Genomic DNA, 17,887 nt, shown 5'->3' with positions numbered 1-17,887 from the left:
TGCCTGTCTGCCGGAGGAATGAACCTTGGACGTGTCCGGACTGGTCTGGGCGGGGACGCTCGTCGCCCTCACCGGGATCCTGCTCGTGGATCTGCTGATCATCGGTCGGCGACCGCACGAGCCCAGCGTGCGGGAGTCGAGCCTCTGGGTCGGCTTCTACGTCGCACTGGCCCTGGTCTTCGGCGCCGGCCTCTGGCTGACGTCGGGGCCCAGCGCGGCCGGGCAGTTCTACACCGGCTGGCTGACGGAATACAGCCTCTCGGTCGACAACCTGTTCGTCTTCGTGATCATCATGGCCCGGTTCGGGGTGCCCCGGCAGTACCAGCAGAAGGTGCTGCTCATCGGCATCGTGCTGGCGCTGGTCATGCGCGGCGGCTTCATCGCGGCCGGCGCGGCGCTCATCTCGCAGTTCTCCTTCGTGTTCTACATCTTCGGCGCGTTCCTGATCTACACCGCGATCAACCTCGCCCGGCAGGGCGAGCCCGACGAGGACGAGTTCTCCGAGAACGTGCTGATCCGGTGGAGCCGCAAGGCGCTGCCGATCTCCCGGGACTACGACGGTGCCAGAATGACCACCCACACGGTGAAGGGAAAGCGGATCTTCACCCCGATGCTGATCGTCATGATCGCCATCGGCACCACGGATCTGATCTTCGCGCTCGACTCCATTCCGGCGATCTTCGGCATCACGCAGGAGCCGTACCTGGTCTTCACCGCCAACGTCTTCGCGCTGATGGGTCTGCGGCAGCTCTACTTCCTGCTCGGCGGCCTGCTCAGCCGCCTGATCTACCTCAGCTACGGCCTGGCCGTGGTGCTCGGCTTCATCGGCGTCAAGCTGGTGCTGGAGGCCCTCGCCGACAACAAGCTGCCGTTCATCAACGGCGGCGAGCACGTCTCCTGGGCCCCGCACATCCCGATCTGGCTTTCCCTGACGATCATCCTCGGCACTCTCGTGGTCGCCACCGTGGCCAGCCTGATCAAGTCCTCCCGCGACCGCCGGCGGGTGCTGGTCGACGCCCGCCCCTGAGGCGTACGCGGACGACGAAGCGGGGCGCCCTCGAACGGGCGCCCCGCTTCGTGTCGTAGGTGGTCGTTCGTCGGACGGGCCCGGGTCAGACCCGGTGGACGCCGACCAGGGTGGCGGTGCGCTCGTCGGGCAGCCGCTCCTCCAGCACCCGCCGCCGCAGGTAGCAGGCGTGCAGCATCCGCCGGTCGTCGCCGGGGCGCGGGTCGGCGGTGACGATGCCGATGTGGTGGATGCGGCGTCCCGGCCGGGCGAAGAAGTAGAGGTCGCCGGGGCGTTCCGCGCCCAGCGGCACCGGCCTGGTCGCCGTGGCCTGGTCGCTGGCGTCGCGCGGCAGCAGCACGCCGAGCCGCCGCCAGGCCAGGTGGACCAGGCCGGAGCAGTCGATGCCGTACGCCGACACCCCGCCCCAGATGTAGACGACGTCGAGCAGCCGCTGGGCGACGGCCAGCACCTCCTCGGCCGACGGGGGCGTGGCGGGCGCCGGCACCGCGTCGCCACCGGGCAGCCAGAGCGGCGCGGCGTGGCCCGGCGCGTGCACCGGTTGCCAGCCGTCGACCGCCGGCCCGGCAGGGGTCAGCCGGGTGCCCAGGACGACTCCGGGGAGCACCTCGGCGCCGCCCGGCGCGTCGCGTAGCGCGGTGACGGTGGCGTCGACGACGAGCGGGTCGGCGTCGGCGGTGCCGGTGGCCGGGGCGAGCTGCTCGGTGGGCAGCCAGCCCGGGTAGCCGCGCGGGTGCAGCCGGGGAGCCGGCTGCTCGACCGCCACCACGTGGGCCCAGCCGTCGTCGCGCAGCTCGGTGACCAGCACCCGCTCGCCGAGCAGCAGCTGGCTCAGTACGCAGTCGCCGACCTGCTGGTCGGTGTCCATGCCGGAGATCCAGGCCGCGATGTCCGTACGCGCGGCCAGGGCGGGGGCGTCGACCGCCCGTACCGCCTCGGGGCAGCTCCAGAGGGTCGCGACCGCGACCCGGACCACGGCCTCCCGGCCCGGTTGCAGCTCCACGTCCACCCCCAGCTCGCGCCGAATGTTCCCGCGACCATATGAAAGTTTTCGACGGGCATCAACTGCGAGTCTGCATCTTTACTTCAGTCACGGAGCTGATGCCGAGGCCCGGCGCGTCCGGCAGGACGACGGTCGCGCCGTCGTACCGCAGGCCGCCGCGCACCGGCGACCAGGCCAGCCACCAGGCGGCGTCCAGGTCGGCGACGGCGGTCGTGCCGTAGGCGCCGACCAGGCTCGCGGCGGCGCCGATGCCGACCTGGCTCTCCATCATCGACCCGACGACGGTGCCGAGGCCGTGCGCGGCGGCCAGGTCGAGCAGGGTCCGGGCCGGATGCAGGCCGCCGCACTTGGCGAGCTTGACGTTGACCATGTCGGCGGCCCGTCGGCGGATCACCTCGACGAGGTCGCGGACGCCGAAGACCGACTCGTCGGCGAGGATCGGCACGTCCACCCGGTCGCTGACCCAGGCCAGCCCGTCCAGGTCCCAACGGGCGACCGGCTGCTCGACCAGCTCCACGTTCAGCCCGGCGTCCTCGACGCCACGGATGACCCGGACCGCCTCGCGCGGGGTCCAGCCCTGGTTGGCGTCGAGCCGGATGCGGACGCCGTCGCCGACGGCGGAGCGCACCGCGCGGACCCGCTCCAGATCGCCGGCCGCGTCGGTGCCCACCTTCAGCTTGAGCACGTCGAAGCCCTCCGCGCGTCGCTGCCGGGCCGCCGCCGCCAGGTCCACCGCGTCGCCCGCGGCGAGCGTGACGTCCGTGGGCACCCGCAGGGCGGTGCCCCCGAGCAACCGCACCAGGGGTACGCCGAGCCGCCGCGCCGCCAGGTCGTGCAGCGCGACGTCGACGGCCGCCTTCGCCGCCTCGTTGCCGACGACCGCCCGTTGCACCTCGGTGCAGCGGGCCACCAGGTCGTCGGCGTCGCGACCGGTGAGCGTCGGGCCGATCAGCTCGCGGACGCACGCCTCGGAACCGGCGACCGACGCGCCGGTGACCTGCCACACCTGCGGCGCCTCGCCGTAGCCGGACCGGCCGTCGGCGTCGACGACCTCCACCACCAGGGTCTCCACGGTGGTGGTACGGCGCAGCGCGGTGACGAACGGCGTGTGTAAGGGGGCGGAGAGCCGATGGGTGCGTACCGCGGCGATCGTCATGTGCGGCACCCTATACGGACACGGACAGGCGAAGGGGAGGCCGTCATGAGCGAGCGGAGCGAGCGAATCATCGAGTGCAGGGCGGTGGTGCCTCATGGCGGCACGGAGCGCAGCGGAGTGCCGGCATGAGCGAGCGGAGCGAGCGAATCGTGAGGTGCAGGGCGGTGGTGCCTCATGGCGGCACGGAGCGCAGCGGAGTGCCGGCATGAGCGGGCGGGACTGGGAGTTGGTGGGGGCGCCGAACGCCCGTGACCTCGGCGGTCTGGTCGGCGCCGACGGCCGCAGGGTGCGTCCCGGGGTGCTGATCCGTACCCCGGCGCTGGGCCGGCTGACCGACGAGGACCTGCCGGTGCTGGCCAAGCTCGGCCCGTCCTGCGTGGTCGATCTGCGGGACCATTCGGAGACGGCGGTCGCCCCGCCGGACCGGCTGACCGGTCAGCCGAGGGTGGTGCACCTGCCGGTGCACGACGCCGAGCACCCCGTGTTCACGTACGTCTCGGCGGTGCTGCTCGGGCACGACCTGGGCGCGTACGAGGCCCTGGCGGAGCAGGGCACGCCGGCGGCGATGGCGGCGATCTACCGCTGGTTCGTCAGCGGGGAGTCGGCGCGGGCGAACTTCGGCACGGCGGTGCGGCTGGCGGCCCGGGCGGAGAACCTGCCGCTGGTCTACCACTGCTCGGCGGGCAAGGACCGCACGGGCTGGTTGACGGTGCTACTGCTCAGCGCGCTCGGCGTGGACGAGGCGACGATCCGGGCGGACTACCTGGCGAACAACCGGCTGACCGAGAGCCTGCGGGAGGTCCTGCTGGAGGCGATGCGGCGGCGGATGCCGGGGCTGGACGTCGAGGCGGTGCGCCCCGTGCTGGAGGTGCGTGAGGAGTACCTGGACGCCGCGTACGCGGAGGTGCGCCGGGTGCACGGGTCGTTCGGGGCGTACCTGCGCGACGGGCTCGGGGTGACCGACGACGTGGTGGTGGCGTTGCGGGCGCAGCTGCTGGACTGAGGCGTCAGGGTCACAGGTCACCTCGGGCGGCCCAGGCGGCGGCGGAGACCCGCGCGATCAGCCGGCAGGCGTCGTCGTCCTCCTCGCCGCTGGGGCCGCCGTCGGCGAGGTCCGTGGTGGTGCAGACGACGACGGCGTACGGCGGCGCGTCGTCGGGGAAGACCACCCCGGCGCCGTGCCGCACGCCGCGCACCCAACCGTTCTTGTGCGCGATGCGGGTGCCCTCGGGCAGGCCGGCGGCCAGGTCCTCGCGGTGCTCCTGGGCGAACAGCACGTCGAGCATGGCGGCGCAGCCGGCCGGTGAGGCGAGCGGGCCCGGGCGGTCGGCGCCGGCGGCCAGCGCACCGAGCAGCGCGGCCAGGTCGGCGGCGGTGACCAGGTTGGTGACGCCCGCCTCGCGGGCCGCGAAGTCCTCGATGCCCCGGCCGGTGACGCTGTGCCGGGCCCCGGCCAGGTCCCACACCCGTGCCACGGCCGGCAGCCCGACGTGGTCGATCACCAGGTTGGTGGCGAGGTTGCTGGAGCGGACGATCATGCGGTGGGCGAGCCAGCGCAGTGTGCCGTCGGCGCCGACGCGCTCCCAGACGGCCTCGTCGTTGTCGTAGTGCCGGGCGCAGGAGAACCGGGGCGCGCCGGGCAGCGCCGAGTCGAACTCGTTGCGCACCGGCACCGGTGCGTCGAGGTCGAGGGTGCCGGCCTCGGCGGCGCGGTGCAGCGCGACGAGCACCGCGGCCTTCATGGTGCTGGCCGCGTAGTGGGTCGTGTCGGCGTGCCGGGTCCAGGCGGGGGCGGCGCCGACCCGTGCCACGTACGCCGACACGGTGCCGGGCACCTCGTCCAGTCGGCCGTCGAGTTCGTCCCAGGTCATGCGGCCGACCGTAGCGGATCGGCGACGGGACGGCGGGCCGGGTCGATCGGTCGTACCGTGCGGGGATGACGGTTGCCGCCTACGACGCGCACGCCGACTGGTACGAGGCGTTCGCCACCGACACGTCCAGCGACTACATGACCCGGGTCCGCGGCCGGCTCGGCGACCTGCTCGGTCCCGGCTCCGGCCGCTGCCTCGACCTGTGCTGCGGCACCGGGCTCCAGGCGGCGGAGCTGCGCCGGCTGGGCTGGGCCCCGGTGGGGCTCGACCTGTCCGCCGGGCAGCTGCGGCACGCCCGGCCGCGCCTGCCGGTGGCCCGCGCCGACGCGGCGGCGCTGCCGGTGGCCGACGCCTCGGTGCCGGCGGTGGCGTGCGTGCTGGCCCACACCGACGTGCCCGACTACCCGGCGGTCGTCGCCGAGGTCGCGCGGGTGCTCGCGCCGGGCGGGCGGTTCGTCCACGTCGGAGTGCACCCGTGCTTCACCGGGGCCTTCGCCGACCGCTCCGATCCGCAGCGGATCGTGATCGACGGCGGCTACGCCGAGCGGGAGCGCAGCTTCCGGGCCTGGACGCCGCACGGGGTGCGGGTGCGCGTCGGCGCGTGGCACGTCCCGCTGGCCGACCTGCTCAACGCGGTCACCGACGCCGGCCTGACCCTGGTGCGTATGGTCGAGGCCGGCTCCGGTCCGGTGCCCGACCTGTTCGGCTTCCTCGCCACCCGTCCCGACTGAGCTGCGGGGGCGCAACGGGCGGAGCCCGGACCGCGTCAGGCGGTCCGGGCTCCGGGGCGGCTGCGGTCGTACGTCAGCCGGCGTGCTTGCGGCGGGCGGCGGCCCGGCCGCGGAGCTGCTGGTCGAGCACCACCTTGCGGATCCGGATGGCGGCCGGGGTCACCTCGACGCACTCGTCCTCGCGGCAGAACTCGAGGGCCTGCTCCAGCGACAGCTTGCGCGGCGGGATCAGCTTCTCGGTCTCGTCGGAGGTCGACGCGCGCATGTTGGTGAGCTTCTTCTCCTTGGTGATGTTGACGTCCATGTCGTCGGAGCGGGAGTTCTCCCCGACGATCATGCCCTCGTACACCTCGGTGGTCGGCTCGACGAAGAGCTGGCCGCGCTCCTGAAGGTTGATCATGGCGAACGACGTGACGGCGCCGGACCGGTCGGCGACCAGCGAGCCGTTGTTGCGGGTGCGCAGCTCGCCGAACCACGGCTCGTACGACTCGAAGACGTGGTGCAGGATGCCGGTGCCCCGGGTGTCGGTGAGGAACTCGGTGCGGAAGCCGATCAGGCCCCGCGCCGGGACCAGCCACTCCATCCGGATCCAGCCCGTGCCGTGGTTGACCAGCTGCTCCATCCGGCCCTTGCGGGTCGCCAGCAGCTGGGTGATCGCGCCGAGGTACTCCTCGGGGGCGTCGATGGTGAGCCGCTCGACGGGCTCGCAGGTCTTGCCGTCGATCTCCTTGGTGACGACCTGCGGCTTGCCGACGGTCAGCTCGAACGACTCGCGGCGCATCTGCTCGACGAGGATGGCCAGCGCCAGCTCGCCCCGGCCCTGCACCTCCCACGCGTCGGGGCGCTCGGTGGGCAGCACCCGCAGCGACACGTTGCCGACGAGTTCCTTGTCGAGGCGGTCCTTGACCATCCGGGCGGTGACCTTGGCGCCCTTGACCCGGCCGACCAGCGGCGAGGTGTTGGTGCCGATGGTCATCGAGATGGCCGGCTCGTCGACGGTGATCAGCGGCAGCGGCTGCGGGTTCTCCGCGTCGGCCAGCGTCTCACCGATCATGATCTCGGGGATGCCGGCGACGGCGATGATGTCGCCGGGGCCCGCCGAGTCGGCCGGCTTGCGCTCCAGCCCCTCGGTCATCAGCAGCTCGGAGATGCGGACCCGCTGGGTGCTGCCGTCGGTGCGGCACCAGGCCACGGTCTGGCCCTTGCTGATGCTGCCCTGGCGTACGCGGCACAGCGCCAGCCGGCCGAGGAACGGGGAGGCGTCGAGGTTGGTGACGTGCGCCTGCAACGGCGCGCCCTCCTCGTACGCGGGCGGCGGGATGGTGTCGAGCAGCGTGCGGAACAGCGGCTCGAGGCTGGTGCTGTCGTCGGGGACCGCGCCGTCGGCCGGCTGGGTCAGCGAGGCGATGCCGTCGCGGGCGCAGGCGTAGACGATCGGGAAGTCGATCTGCTCCTCGTCGGCGTCCAGGTCGAGGAAGAGCTCGTAGGTGTCGTCCACGACCTCCTTGATCCGGGCGTCGGGACGGTCCACCTTGTTGATCACCAGGATGATCGGCATGCGGGCCTTGAGCGCCTTGCGGAGCACGAACCGGGTCTGCGGCAGGGGACCCTCGCTGGCGTCCACCAGCAGCACCACACCGTCGACCATGGTCAGGCCGCGCTCCACCTCGCCACCGAAGTCGGCGTGGCCGGGGGTGTCGATGATGTTGATGGTCACCGGGTCGGAGCCGTCGGCCGGCAGGTACCGCACGCCGGTGTTCTTGGCCAGGATGGTGATGCCCTTTTCCCGTTCGAGGTCCATCGAGTCCATGACCCGTTCGGTTACCTCGCCGCGGGCGCCGTAGGCGCCGGCCTGCCGCAACATGGCGTCGACCAGGGTCGTCTTGCCGTGGTCGACGTGGGCGATGATGGCGACGTTGCGGAGGTCGGTGCGAAGCTGCATACCCTCCATACTCCTGTCTGCGGTTGCCGGGGCACGCGTCGGGGTCTACCCGCGAATGACCCGGATCTCTGCCGAAACTGATGTTCCGACCGTTTCAGCGCCTGGCATGCTGACCCCCGTGGGAATGGGGGCCCGATGCACGACCTGCTGACCTCGCTGCAGGGCCTGCCGCCCCTGCTGATCTATGTGATCGCCGCGATTGTCGTCGCGGGGGAGACCGCCGTGATCTTCGGTCTGCTGGTGCCGGGCGAGGCGACCCTGTTGCTGATCGGCTTCCTAGCGTACGCGGGGACGCTGCGGCTCGTACCGGCGCTGCTGGTGATGATCCTTGCAGCAGTGATCGGCGACACACTGGCGTACCGGGCGGGCCGGCGGCACGGGCCTCGGCTGCGGGCCGGTCGGCTGGGCGCCCGGGTGGGGCACGAGCGGTGGAGCCGGGCGGACGCGATGCTCGGCCGGCTGGGCGGTCGCGGGGTGCTCACCGCCCGCTGGGTGGCCTTCGCCCGCACGCTGGTGCCTCGGCTGGCCGGGGCGGCCGGTATGCCGTACCGGCGGTTCGCGCCGTGGAACCTCGCCGGCGTGGTGACCTGGGTGGGCGGTTCGGTGCTCGCGGGCAACCTGGCGGGGGAGTCGTACGAGACGGTGTCCCGGCTGCTCGGGCGGGCCACGGGCGCGGTGCTGGTGCTGGTGGCCTCACTGGTCGCGGTGGTGCTGGCGGGGCGGTGGCTGGGCCGCAACCCGGACCCGGTCCGGGCGCTGGCGTCGCGGGCGGCGGGGCTGCGGCCGGTGCGCTGGCTCAGCGGCCGCTACGGGGTGCTGTTCTTCCTGCTCGCCATGCACGTCGGGCCGGCCTGGACGTTGCTGATCAACCTGGTCGCCGGCCTGCTGCTGCTCTTCGTGGCCGGGTTCGCCATCGCGTGGGTGCTCGGGGCGGTCGTGCGGCACAGCGGCCTGGCGGTGCTCGACGGCGCGATCGCCGACTGGTTCGCCGACCGGCGTACGCCCGGGGCGGTCGACGTGACGCTCGCGGTGGTCTCAGCGCTGCGCGGCTCGTCGCTGATCGTGCTGGTGGCCGTGGTCGCGGCGGTGCTGGCCTGGCGCAACCGGCCCTGGCGGGCGGACCTGCTCAGCGTGGTCGGCACGGTCGGGGCGTTCGTGCCGCTGGTGGTGCTGGCCGTGGTGGTCGACCTGGCCGGGCCGGCGGCGGGCGGGCCGGACGGCCGCGGCAGCGCCCTGTTCCCGGCGCAGAACGCCGTGGTGGCGGCCAGCCTCTGCACGCTGGCCTGGCTGTCGTCGCGGGGGGCGCGCTGGCCCGTGGCGGTGGCCGCCTGGACTGCTGCGGCTGCCGGCGTGGTCGGCATCGTCGGCGCCCGCCTCTATCTGGGGCTGAGCACCGCCAGCGGCAGCGCCACGGCGGTACTGCTCGGGGTGGCCTGGACGGCGCTGTTCATGGTCGCCTGGGCGACCCGCGACAAGGCGGTGGGCGACGACCCGGCGGAGCCGGCGCCGGTGGCGCTGCGCGCGGACGCCTGAGCCGACCCGGGCCGACCGGCGTGCCGGCGCCGCCTGAGCCGACCCGGGGCCGACCGGCGTGCCGGCGCCGACGGCGAGCGGGGGCCGTGGCGGCGACGCCACGGCCCCCGCCGCCTCCGAGGGGCCGGTCAGTCCCGGGTGGTGACCGACTCGCGTCCGGCTTCGTCCTCGTCCCCGGCGGGCTCGCGCCTGATCCGCCCCGGCCACCAGAAGCGGTCGCCGAGCGTGAACGCCAGGGCCGGCACCAGGACCGTCCGGACGAGCAGGGTGTCCAGCAGGACGCCGATGCAGACGATGATTCCGATCTGGGTCAGCAGGAGCAGCGGCAGGACGCCGAGGACGGCGAAGACCGCCGCGAGCAGGATGCCGGCGCTGGTGATGACGCCGCCGGTCACCCGCAGGGCCGAGAGCATGCCGGCGCGGGTGCCGCTGCGCCGGGCGTCCTCGCGGGCCCGGGTGACGAGGAAGATGTTGTAGTCCACGCCGAGGGCCACCAGGAACACGAAGGCCAGCAGCAGCACGCCGCTGTCGAGCGCCGGCATGTCGAGCACGTGGTCGAAGATCAGCCACGACGCGCCGATGCTGGCGAAGAACGAGGCGATCACCGTGAGCACGAGCAGCACCGGGGCGACCAGGCCGCGCAGGAGCAGCACCAGCACCGCGCCGACGAGCAGCAGGATGATCGGCAGGATCAGCCGCAGGTCCCTGCCGTTTGCCTCGTTCTCGTCGTAGGTGGCGGCGACGGCACCGCCCACCACCGCGCCGTCGAACGCGGGCGCGCCCTCGACCGCGGGCGGGGCGGAGCCGGGCACCGCCGCGACCGCGTCCCGCAGGGCCGCGACGGCCCGGCTCGCGGCGTCGGTGCCGGGCTCGGCCTCCAGCACGACGTCGACCTGGGCGACCTGGGCGCCCGCCTCGCCGGGACGTGCGGAGGCGACTCCGGGGACCCCGGCGGCGGTGTCCGTGACGGCCTGTACCGCCGCGGGGGTGGTGAGCACGGCGACCGGCTGGGTCGTGCCCGCGGGGAAGGACCGCGCGAGGGTCTCCGCGCCGGCGACCGCCTCCGGCTTGACCCGGAACTGCTCGGTCTCCGACAGGCCGGTGTTGATGCCGAGCCCGCCGAGGGCGAGCCCGGCGAGCAACAGCGTCGCGAGCAGCGCGACCGGTGCGGGACGGCGCTCGACGGCGGCACCGAGCCGGCCCCACAGCCGGCCCTCGCGGACCTCCCCGCCGACCCGGGGCACGAACGGCCAGAACAGGCCGCGTCCGAAGATCACCAGGGCCGCCGGGAGGACGAACAGGGCCGAGAGCATGGCGAGGACGACGCCCGTCGCGCAGGCCACGGCGAGGGCGCGGTTGAGTTCCTGCTCCGACAGCAGCAGGGTGAGCACGCCGAGGACGACGGTGGAGCCGCTGGCGAGGATGGGCTCGGCGACCCGACGCAGCGCCGCGCGCATCGCCACGAAGCGGTCCTCCTCGCGGCGCAGTTCCTCGCGGTAGCGGGCGATGAGCAGCAGGGCGTAGTTGGTGGCGGCGCCGAAGACGAGGACGCTGGCGATGCCGGTGACGGCGCCGCCGGGCAGGTTGATGCCGACGGCCGGGACGATCGTGTCGAGGGCGCGCAGCGTGAGCTGCTCGGTCGCGGCGACGACGACGAGCGGCACGATCCACAGGAACGGGCTGCGGTAGGTGATGAGCAGCAGCAACGCCACGACGCCGGCGGTGACGGCGAGCAGCGTGGTGTCGGCGCCGTCGAAGACCTTCGTCAGGTCGGTGGCGAACGCGGGGCCGCCGGTGACCTCCACGTTCAGCCCGTCCGGCACGTCGTCCAGGGACGCGCGCAACTGGTCGATCCGGCCGGCGACCTCCTGCTGCCCGCCGGCGGTCGACAGCGGTACGGCGACGAGTGCGACGGTGCCGTCGGGGGAGACCTGCGGCGGGCTGACCCGCCCGCCGACGGCGAACTGGCCGAGGTCACCGGACTGGTTGGTGAGGGCGGCGCGGTCGGCATCGGTGAGGGCCGCCCGGTCGGCGCGGCTGACGACGACGATCGCCGGCTGGACGTCGCGGGAGGGCAGTTGATCCTGGAGGCGCTCCACCTGGGTCGACTGCCACTCCACGGAGAGGCCGGTGGACGAGACGGGCGCCGGGTTCTCGGGCTTGGGCAGCCCGAAGACGACCGCCCCGAAGACGATCGCGGCGACCACGGTGAGCCACGCGGTGAGCCGTCCGCGCGCCACGCGGGTGAACACTGACATCGGATGCCCTTCACGGTCTCTCGACGGATTTCGTACGACGCTCGAGACCTCGCGAACGACGCAAAGTGCCGGCAGTCGAGTATCTTGATAAACGAGATTATCGACTGCTGAGTTATGCTGCAACCGGAACGGACGGCAGGAGGCGGCGACCGAGGTGGCAGGTCACGGCATGTACCGGCGGCGCGACACGCGCCGCGAACGCCTGGTCGCCGAGATCGGGGCCGAGCTGCGGCGCTATTCGGTCGACGCGCAGCACATCGGGCACGCCTTCGCCGGCCTGCACGGGCTCAACGCCACCGACCTCCAGGCGCTCATCGCGGTGATGGACGCCGAGCTGATCGGTCAGCCGATCACCCCCGGCCGCCTCGGCGAGCAGCTGAACCTGTCGTCCGGCTCGGTCACCGCGCTGATCGACCGGCTGGAGCGCGGGGGCACATCCGCCGCGACCGCGACACCGCCGACCGCCGCAAGGTCTTCCTGCACTACGCGGAGCAGGGCGCCGCCCTCGCCATGGAGTTCTTCCGCCCCCTCGGCCGGCGTACCGACGACGTGATGGCCGGCTTCAGCGACGAGGAGCTTGAGGTGGTGCACCGGTTCATGAACGCGATGACCGCCTCCATGGCGGAGCACCGCGACGCGATGCGCGCCGCCCGCGACGAGCCGGCCCGGCGCGCGAACGGCTGACGGCGTGCTCGACCGGCTGGCAACCCGCCTCGCCACCGCCGCCCTGCGGTTGCCGCCCGCGCGCACCCGGCGGGTCACCCTCACCCGGGGCGTCCCGGTGCGGGTGCGCGACGGCGTGCCGCTGCGCACCGACCACTACGCCCCGGACCTGCCCGCCGCGCCCACCGTGCTGATCCGCACCCCGTACGGGCGGGGTGGTCCCATGCGGCTGCTCGGCCGCCTCGCCGCCGAGCGCGGCTTCCACGTGGTGATCCAGTCCTGCCGCGGCACGTTCGGCTCGGGCGGCGTCTTCGACCCGCTGGTGCACGAACGTGAGGACGGCCTCGACACCCTCGACTGGCTGCGCCGCCAGCCCTGGTGGTCCGGCGCGTTCGGCATGTTCGGCGCCAGCTACCAGGGCTTCGTGCAGTGGGCCCTCGCGGCCGACGCCGGCGAGGAACTGCGCGCGATGGTCGCGGTGGTGACCGCGTCGGGCACCCGCGACTCGACGTACGCCGGGGAGTCCTTCGCACTGGACACCGTGCTCACCTGGGCCGAGCTGCTCCAGGCGCAGACCGTGCCGTGGCTGGCCCGGCAGTGGGAACTCAAGCGCGGCCAGCCCCGGCTCGTCGCGGCGCTGGCCCACCTGCCGCTGGCCGAGGCGGACCGGGTGGCCACCGGCGTCACCGTGCCGTTCTTCCAGGAGTGGCTGCGCCACCACACCCCGGACGCCGACTACTGGCGGTCGCGGGTCTTCGGCGACCGGATCGCCGAGGTCCGCGCGCCGGTGGCGATGGTCAGTGGCTGGCACGACATCTTCCTGCCGGCCCAGCTACGTGACTTCGCCGCGCTGCGGGCGGCCGGCGGGAGTCCCCGGTTGACGGTCGGGCCGTGGACCCACGGCAGCCCGGGGCTCTTCGTCGCGGCGCTGCGCGACGGGCTGGACCACCTCGACGCGCAGCTCGCCGGGCGGCGCCCGCGCGCGGGCGCCGCCGCCCCCGTACGGGTGCACGTCGGCGGTGCCGGCGGGGGCTGGCGGGACCTGCCCGACTGGCCGCCCCCGGCGGTGCCCACCCCGTGGCACCTGCACCCGGCGGGCGGACTCGACACCGCCGCGCCGGTGCCGTCGGCGCCGGACGGCTTCCACTACGACCCGGCCGACCCGACGCCCTCGCTCGGCGGCCCGCTGCTCGTCGCCCAGCGGGCCGGCCCCGTGGACAACCGGCCGGTCGAGGCCCGGCCCGACGTGCTCACCTACACCAGCGCCCCGCTCGACGCGCCCGTCGAGGTGATCGGCCCGGTACGCGCCGAGATCCACCTGCGCAGCGAGCTGTCCCACCTGGACGTCTTCGTGCGACTGTGCGACGTGGACCGGCGCGGCCGGTCCTGGAACGTCTGCGACGGGCTGGTCCGGGTCGCCCCCGACCGCTTCACCGCCGACGCGGCGGGCGTGGTGCGCGTACCCGTGGAACTCTGGCCCACCGCGCACCACTTCGCGCCGGGGCACCGGCTGCGGGTGCAGGTCTCCGGCGGCGCGCACCCCCGCTACGCGCGCAACCCCGGCACCGGCGAGGCCCTCGGCTCGGCAGTCACCCTGCGTGCCGGATGGCGGGAGATCCTGCACGACCCACAGTGTCCGTCCGCAGTGGTCCTGCCGATCATGCCGCCGGCACCACAGCTTTCTCCCAATCGAAAAAACCCCGCCTGAGCTGGGCGTTCATCAATCGATGGGGCTATGGTTGGGCCAATGCCCGACGCTGTGCACCACTCGGTCGGGCCTGCCTGTGAGGCCCTCACACCGCCTACGCGGTGTCACTGTCGTGCCCGGCCTCGACCATCCGCAAGGGGGAATCCCATGACGCGGGCACCGCAAAACCTGTTGGCCGTCCGCCGCCTGCTGCTCGACCACCTCGACATCGATCCCGACAGATCCCGCGACCAGGACCTCGAACCCGCCGAGGTCGGCATCGTCGGCGACCCCGCCCACCGGGGCGGTTACCACTGCGGCTCCGACCGGGTCGTGACGCGGGACTACTCCGTCGTCGAGTCCACCCGGGACTCGTCCGGCCTCACCCTCGACGCGTCCGCGCTCGACGTCGGGTCCTTCCGGGTCAGCGTCGGCGGGCGGACCCACGATCTGCGGAGCTTCTCCACCTGGTGCGTCGAGCAGTGCGCCGCCGACAGCGCGGACAGCCGCGACATCCGGGAGATCATCTACTCCCCCGACGGCAAGGTCGTCCGACGGTGGGACCGCCTGCGCAGGCGGACCAGTGGCGACAACTCCCACCTGTGGCACACCCACTTCAGCTTCTTCCGCGACTCGACCAAGGCCAACCGGGACCAGACGCCGCTGTTCCGCCGCTACCTGACCGCCATCGGACTGATCGCCCCACCCGCAGAGGAGCCCACCATGGAACAGACCGACCAACTCGCCTACAAGACCGACCTCTCCACGCGTACCGTCGGTCAGGTCCTCGCCGACCTGTCGAACCTGCGCAACTGGCTGATCTCGCCCGTCGGAACGGTGGGCCTGGTGAGCCCGCCGATGGACCAGTCGCCGCTGACGCTCCTGCTCGCGATGGCGCGCGGCTACCCGGCCCTGGCCGCCCAGGTCAAGGCCCTGACCGAGAGTGACTTCAGCGACGAGCAGGCGATCATCACCGGCGTGCTCGCCGGCCTGTCGCCGGAGCAGATCGCGGAGGCCATCCCGCCCACCATCGCCCAGCAGGTCACCGACGAACTGGCCCGCCGCCTGGCGGCCTGACCTCCCGAGCCCGCGCAGCGTCGCGCCCCGGGCGGTGCGGCCGGCTGATCGCGATCCGGCAACGGCAGTTGCGCAAGAGTTGTTGCGCAACTGCCGTTCGCCCTGCTCCCAACGGAGCCGACCGCGGCGTCCGAGGACGGCCTGCGCCGCGACGCCCACCGGCCCCCGGCGTTGCTGATCCCGCTCGCCGGACCGGCGAGTGACTCGCACTGCCGGCGACCGGCGGGATGCTGGTCGGCCCGGGAGGGTGCCTGCCTGCTGATGGGGCCGCTGCGGCGGAGACGGGACCTGCCCGACGCGCCGAAGCGGCCCTGAGAACGCGCTGCGGCGACGGCCGGCATCCGGCCGCCGCCACCGGCACGGGATCTACAGCGAACGGACGTTGTCCGCCTGCGGACCCTTCTGACCCTGGGTCACCTCGAACTCGACCTTCTGGCCCTCGTTCAGCTCCCGGTAACCGCTCGACGCGATGGCCGAGTAGTGGACGAACACGTCCGGCCCTCCGCCATCCTGCTCGATGAAGCCGAAGCCCTTTTCCGAGTTGAACCACTTAACCGTGCCGGTTGCCATGCATCTCTCCCTGTTCCAAAGCGGGTGACCTCGGTCGTCGACCGATGATCGCCCGGTGCCACCCCGAGAGTAGCTGGCCGGACCCGGATTTGCTGGCCGAAGTGCCGCAGGCGGTGCGGCGAACTCTCGGCGCGGGGGACGCGAAAGCCGGGCGGAGCCCGGCCGGCTGGGGCATGCTTGCCCCGATGGGGAGTGCCACAGTTGACGCGTTGACCGAGCTGGAGCGGGAGATCGACGCTCCGGGCGACGGGCTGGACCGGCTGCGGCTGGTGCGGATCCCGTTCGTCCCCGAGGTGCGGCTGCACCTCGCCGAGGACGCCATCGTCTGGTGGGCCCGGATGGAGGCGCAGGCCGGGCACGCCCTGCCGCCGCCGTACTGGGCCTCGGTCTGGGCCGGGGGTCAGGCCCTCGCCCGCCACCTGCTGGACCACCCCGGCCTCGCTGCCGGACGCCGGGTGCTCGATCTCGCCGCCGGCTCCGGCCTGGTCGCGATCGCCGCCGCGCTCGCCGGCGCCGAGCGGGTCGTCGCCAACGACATCGACCCCTACGCCGTGGCGGCGGTCACCGTCAACGCCCGGGCCAACCACGTGACGGTCGCGGCCGCCGGCGGCGACCTGCTCGACTCCGACCCCGACGGGACGGACCTGCTGGTGGCCGGCGACGTGCTCTACGACGCGACGATGGCGGCGCGGGTGCTGCCCTTCCTGCGGCGGGCCGCCGCCTCGGGCGCCGAGGTGCTGGTCGGCGACCCCGGGCGGGGCCACCTGCCACCGGGCCTGCTGGCGGCGGTGGCGAGCTACCCCGTGCCGACCACCGAGCCCTCGGTCGACTCGTCCGTGCGCCGGGTGCAGGTGCTGCGTCCCCGGTGACCCTCGGCCCTCAGGGTCGACCCCGAGCCCGATACCAGGGGGCGCTGGGGGATCGGACCCGATGCTCCGGGTGGCCGGGCGGCCATAGCGTACGGGGCATGGCGGATTGGCTGACCCAGCTCGGAGAACTCCCCACCACCCTGCTCATGGGGGTGCTCGGGGTGGTGATGCTCTTCGACGCCGTACCGCTGCTCGGGGTGCTGGTCCCCGGCGACGTGGCGATCCTCGCCGCGACGGGGGTCGGCGGACCGACCACCGGGGCCGCCACCTTCGCCGTGGTGGTGGCCGGCTGCCTGGCCGGCTGGTCGCTGAGCTTCCTCGCCGGCCGGCGGTACGGCGAGCAGTTGCGGCGCAGCCGCCTCGGCGGCTGGATCGGCGAGGCGCGCTGGGCGGCGGCGGAGGGGATCCTCCAGCGCGGGGGCGGCCGGATGGTCCTGGTCGCGCCCTTCCTGCCGGTGTTCAACGCGCTGCTGCCGCTGGCTGCCGGCGGGCTGCGGATGTCGTACCCGCGATTCCTCGGCTGCGCGACGCTCGGCGCGGCGGCCTGGGCCGGTCTCTACCTGGTGCTGGGCACCGCCTCGCGGTCGGTGGCCGGGCTGCTGCCGGGGGAGTCCAGCCCGATGCTGGTCACCATGGCGGTCGGTCTGCTGCTGGCGGGCGTGGTGCTGATGGGTACGCGGCGGCGGCTGCGCGCCGTCACTGGCGCCTGAGCCGCCGCCCGGCGCGGACCGGCGGGGGGCCGGCCGGCGACGGAAGCCGGGGGACCGCCGGTGGAACGGGGGAGTCGGGGACCGACGGGGGGAGCGGGGTCGGGCGCGATCGGCGCCCGGCCCCGCTGCGGTTCACCAGCCCCGGGCGCGCCACTGGGGCAGCGCGGGGCGTTCCGCGCCGAGCGTGCCGTCCTTGCCGTGACCCGGGTAGAACCAGGTCTCGTCGGGCAGCCGGTCGAACAGCTTGTGCTCGACGTCGTCGATGAGCGTGCCGAAGCGCTCCGGGTCCTCGTCGGTGTTGCCCACCCCGCCCGGGAACAGGCTGTCGCCGGTGAACAGGTGCGGCGTCCCGGCCGGATCCTGGTAGAGCAGCACGATCGAGCCGGGGGTGTGACCCTTGATGTGGATCACCTCCAGCGCGCAGTCGCCCACCGCCACGCTGTCGCCCTCGGCGAGCGTCGCGGCCTCGATCGGCAGCCCGGCCGCGTCGTCGGCGTGCACCAGCGCCCGGGCGCCCGTCTTGGCGACGACCTCCTCCAACGCCACCCAGTGGTCCATGTGCTGGTGGGTGGTGACCACGGTGGCCAGCCCCGCCTCGCCCACCAGCTCGAGCAGTCGGGGCGCCTCGTTGGCGGCGTCGATCAGCACCTGCTCGCCGGTCGCCCGGCAGCGCAGCAGGTAGGCGTTGTTGTCCATCGGGCCCACCGACACCTTCGTGATGGTGAGCCGGTCGAGCTCGCGTACGGCCGGCGTGCCGCCGGGTGTGACGTCTCCGCTGTAGGTCATGAGG

The 17,887-nt window shown here is 73.6% G+C and carries 15 protein-coding genes and 1 pseudogene; 9 read left to right on the top strand and 7 right to left on the bottom strand.

Annotated elements, in window-relative coordinates; genetic code table 11:
• Window positions 1-25: 25 nt before the first annotated feature.
• A complete protein-coding gene (locus CLT72_RS12320) occupies window positions 26-1,027 on the top strand; it encodes a TerC family protein (RefSeq protein WP_101411712.1) in 1,002 nt (333 codons plus the stop codon).
• Window positions 1,028-1,112: 85 nt separating this feature from the next.
• Here the strand turns inward: CLT72_RS12320 and CLT72_RS12315 are convergent, their stop codons facing one another.
• Together CLT72_RS12315 and CLT72_RS12310 are read right to left on the bottom strand one after the other, a co-directional pair.
• Window positions 1,113-2,030: a C40 family peptidase gene (locus tag CLT72_RS12315; RefSeq protein WP_101415119.1), complete on the bottom strand. Its 918-nt coding sequence runs from the start codon at window positions 2,028-2,030 to the stop codon at window positions 1,113-1,115.
• A gap of 58 nt (window positions 2,031-2,088) precedes the next feature.
• The gene (locus tag CLT72_RS12310) at window positions 2,089-3,186 is read right to left on the bottom strand and encodes a mandelate racemase/muconate lactonizing enzyme family protein (RefSeq protein ID WP_101415118.1); all 1,098 of its coding nucleotides are present in this window, start codon (window positions 3,184-3,186) and stop codon (window positions 2,089-2,091) included.
• 205 nt (window positions 3,187-3,391) lie between these two features.
• Between CLT72_RS12310 and CLT72_RS12305 the strand changes: the two genes are divergently transcribed.
• A complete protein-coding gene (locus tag CLT72_RS12305) occupies window positions 3,392-4,189 on the top strand; it encodes a tyrosine-protein phosphatase (RefSeq protein WP_101411710.1) in 798 nt (265 codons plus the stop codon).
• A 10-nt stretch (window positions 4,190-4,199) separates the two neighbouring features.
• Here CLT72_RS12305 and CLT72_RS12300 read toward each other — a convergent pair whose 3' ends face one another.
• A complete protein-coding gene (locus tag CLT72_RS12300) occupies window positions 4,200-5,057 on the bottom strand; it encodes a serine hydrolase (protein ID WP_101411708.1) in 858 nt (285 codons plus the stop codon).
• 65 nt (window positions 5,058-5,122) lie between these two features.
• Here CLT72_RS12300 and CLT72_RS12295 point away from each other — a divergent pair, with 65 nt between their 5' ends.
• A complete protein-coding gene (locus CLT72_RS12295) occupies window positions 5,123-5,788 on the top strand; it encodes a class I SAM-dependent methyltransferase (RefSeq protein WP_101411706.1) in 666 nt (221 codons plus the stop codon).
• A gap of 73 nt (window positions 5,789-5,861) precedes the next feature.
• On the opposite strand, the gene typA is transcribed toward CLT72_RS12295, so the two are convergent.
• Window positions 5,862-7,730, bottom strand: a complete 1,869-nt coding sequence (gene typA, locus CLT72_RS12290; protein WP_101411704.1) for a translational GTPase TypA — start codon at window positions 7,728-7,730, stop codon at window positions 5,862-5,864.
• 135 nt (window positions 7,731-7,865) lie between these two features.
• Here typA and CLT72_RS12285 point away from each other — a divergent pair, with 135 nt between their 5' ends.
• Window positions 7,866-9,263: a DedA family protein gene (locus CLT72_RS12285; protein WP_101411702.1), complete on the top strand. Its 1,398-nt coding sequence runs from the start codon at window positions 7,866-7,868 to the stop codon at window positions 9,261-9,263.
• Between the two features lie 128 nt (window positions 9,264-9,391).
• On the opposite strand, the gene CLT72_RS12280 is transcribed toward CLT72_RS12285, so the two are convergent.
• A complete protein-coding gene (locus tag CLT72_RS12280) occupies window positions 9,392-11,521 on the bottom strand; it encodes an efflux RND transporter permease subunit (protein ID WP_101411700.1) in 2,130 nt (709 codons plus the stop codon).
• 169 nt (window positions 11,522-11,690) lie between these two features.
• Here CLT72_RS12280 and CLT72_RS12275 point away from each other — a divergent pair.
• The 3 genes and pseudogenes from CLT72_RS12275 (at window position 11,691) to CLT72_RS12265 (ending at window position 14,948) form a co-directional block, all read left to right on the top strand.
• Window positions 11,691-12,205: pseudogene (locus CLT72_RS12275) on the top strand (MarR family winged helix-turn-helix transcriptional regulator).
• A 4-nt stretch (window positions 12,206-12,209) separates the two neighbouring features.
• Window positions 12,210-13,892 carry a CocE/NonD family hydrolase gene (locus tag CLT72_RS12270; RefSeq protein ID WP_101411698.1) on the top strand — a complete coding sequence of 561 codons (1,683 nt, stop codon included), beginning with the start codon at window positions 12,210-12,212 and terminating at the stop codon, window positions 13,890-13,892.
• Window positions 13,893-14,039: 147 nt separating this feature from the next.
• Window positions 14,040-14,948: a hypothetical protein gene (locus tag CLT72_RS12265; protein WP_101411696.1), complete on the top strand. Its 909-nt coding sequence runs from the start codon at window positions 14,040-14,042 to the stop codon at window positions 14,946-14,948.
• Window positions 14,949-15,314: 366 nt separating this feature from the next.
• Here the strand turns inward: CLT72_RS12265 and CLT72_RS12260 are convergent, their stop codons facing one another.
• Window positions 15,315-15,518, bottom strand: coding sequence for a cold-shock protein (locus tag CLT72_RS12260; protein ID WP_088999344.1), 204 nt, complete (start codon window positions 15,516-15,518; stop codon window positions 15,315-15,317).
• 185 nt (window positions 15,519-15,703) lie between these two features.
• Here CLT72_RS12260 and CLT72_RS12255 point away from each other — a divergent pair, with 185 nt between their 5' ends.
• Both CLT72_RS12255 and CLT72_RS12250 read left to right on the top strand, forming a co-directional pair.
• Window positions 15,704-16,387, top strand: coding sequence for a class I SAM-dependent methyltransferase (locus CLT72_RS12255; RefSeq protein WP_308220752.1), 684 nt, complete (start codon window positions 15,704-15,706; stop codon window positions 16,385-16,387).
• A gap of 98 nt (window positions 16,388-16,485) precedes the next feature.
• Window positions 16,486-17,097, top strand: a complete 612-nt coding sequence (locus CLT72_RS12250) for a DedA family protein (RefSeq protein ID WP_101411692.1) — start codon at window positions 16,486-16,488, stop codon at window positions 17,095-17,097.
• Between the two features lie 132 nt (window positions 17,098-17,229).
• Here the strand turns inward: CLT72_RS12250 and CLT72_RS12245 are convergent, their stop codons facing one another.
• The gene (locus CLT72_RS12245; protein ID WP_101411690.1) at window positions 17,230-17,883 is read right to left on the bottom strand and encodes an MBL fold metallo-hydrolase; all 654 of its coding nucleotides are present in this window, start codon (window positions 17,881-17,883) and stop codon (window positions 17,230-17,232) included.
• Between the last annotated feature and the right edge of the window lie 4 nt (window positions 17,884-17,887).

The sequence above is a fragment of the Micromonospora sp. CNZ309 genome (assembly GCF_002846525.1).
This window is presented reverse-complemented; position numbering and strand designations above follow the sequence as displayed.

Coding starts and splice junctions, on each gene's coding strand:
- CLT72_RS12310 (WP_101415118.1), bottom strand. CDS start 3,186: ATGACGATCGCCGCGGTACGCACCCATCGGCTCTCCGCCCCCTTACAC.
- CLT72_RS12280 (WP_101411700.1), bottom strand. CDS start 11,521: ATGTCAGTGTTCACCCGCGTGGCGCGCGGACGGCTCACCGCGTGGCTC.
- CLT72_RS12255 (WP_308220752.1), top strand. CDS start 15,704: ATGGGGAGTGCCACAGTTGACGCGTTGACCGAGCTGGAGCGGGAGATC.
- CLT72_RS12250 (WP_101411692.1), top strand. CDS start 16,486: ATGGCGGATTGGCTGACCCAGCTCGGAGAACTCCCCACCACCCTGCTC.
- CLT72_RS12260 (WP_088999344.1), bottom strand. CDS start 15,518: ATGGCAACCGGCACGGTTAAGTGGTTCAACTCGGAAAAGGGCTTCGGC.
- CLT72_RS12305 (WP_101411710.1), top strand. CDS start 3,392: ATGAGCGGGCGGGACTGGGAGTTGGTGGGGGCGCCGAACGCCCGTGAC.
- CLT72_RS12295 (WP_101411706.1), top strand. CDS start 5,123: ATGACGGTTGCCGCCTACGACGCGCACGCCGACTGGTACGAGGCGTTC.
- CLT72_RS12300 (WP_101411708.1), bottom strand. CDS start 5,057: ATGACCTGGGACGAACTCGACGGCCGACTGGACGAGGTGCCCGGCACC.
- CLT72_RS12285 (WP_101411702.1), top strand. CDS start 7,866: ATGCACGACCTGCTGACCTCGCTGCAGGGCCTGCCGCCCCTGCTGATC.
- CLT72_RS12265 (WP_101411696.1), top strand. CDS start 14,040: ATGACGCGGGCACCGCAAAACCTGTTGGCCGTCCGCCGCCTGCTGCTC.
- CLT72_RS12245 (WP_101411690.1), bottom strand. CDS start 17,883: ATGACCTACAGCGGAGACGTCACACCCGGCGGCACGCCGGCCGTACGC.
- typA (WP_101411704.1), bottom strand. CDS start 7,730: ATGCAGCTTCGCACCGACCTCCGCAACGTCGCCATCATCGCCCACGTC.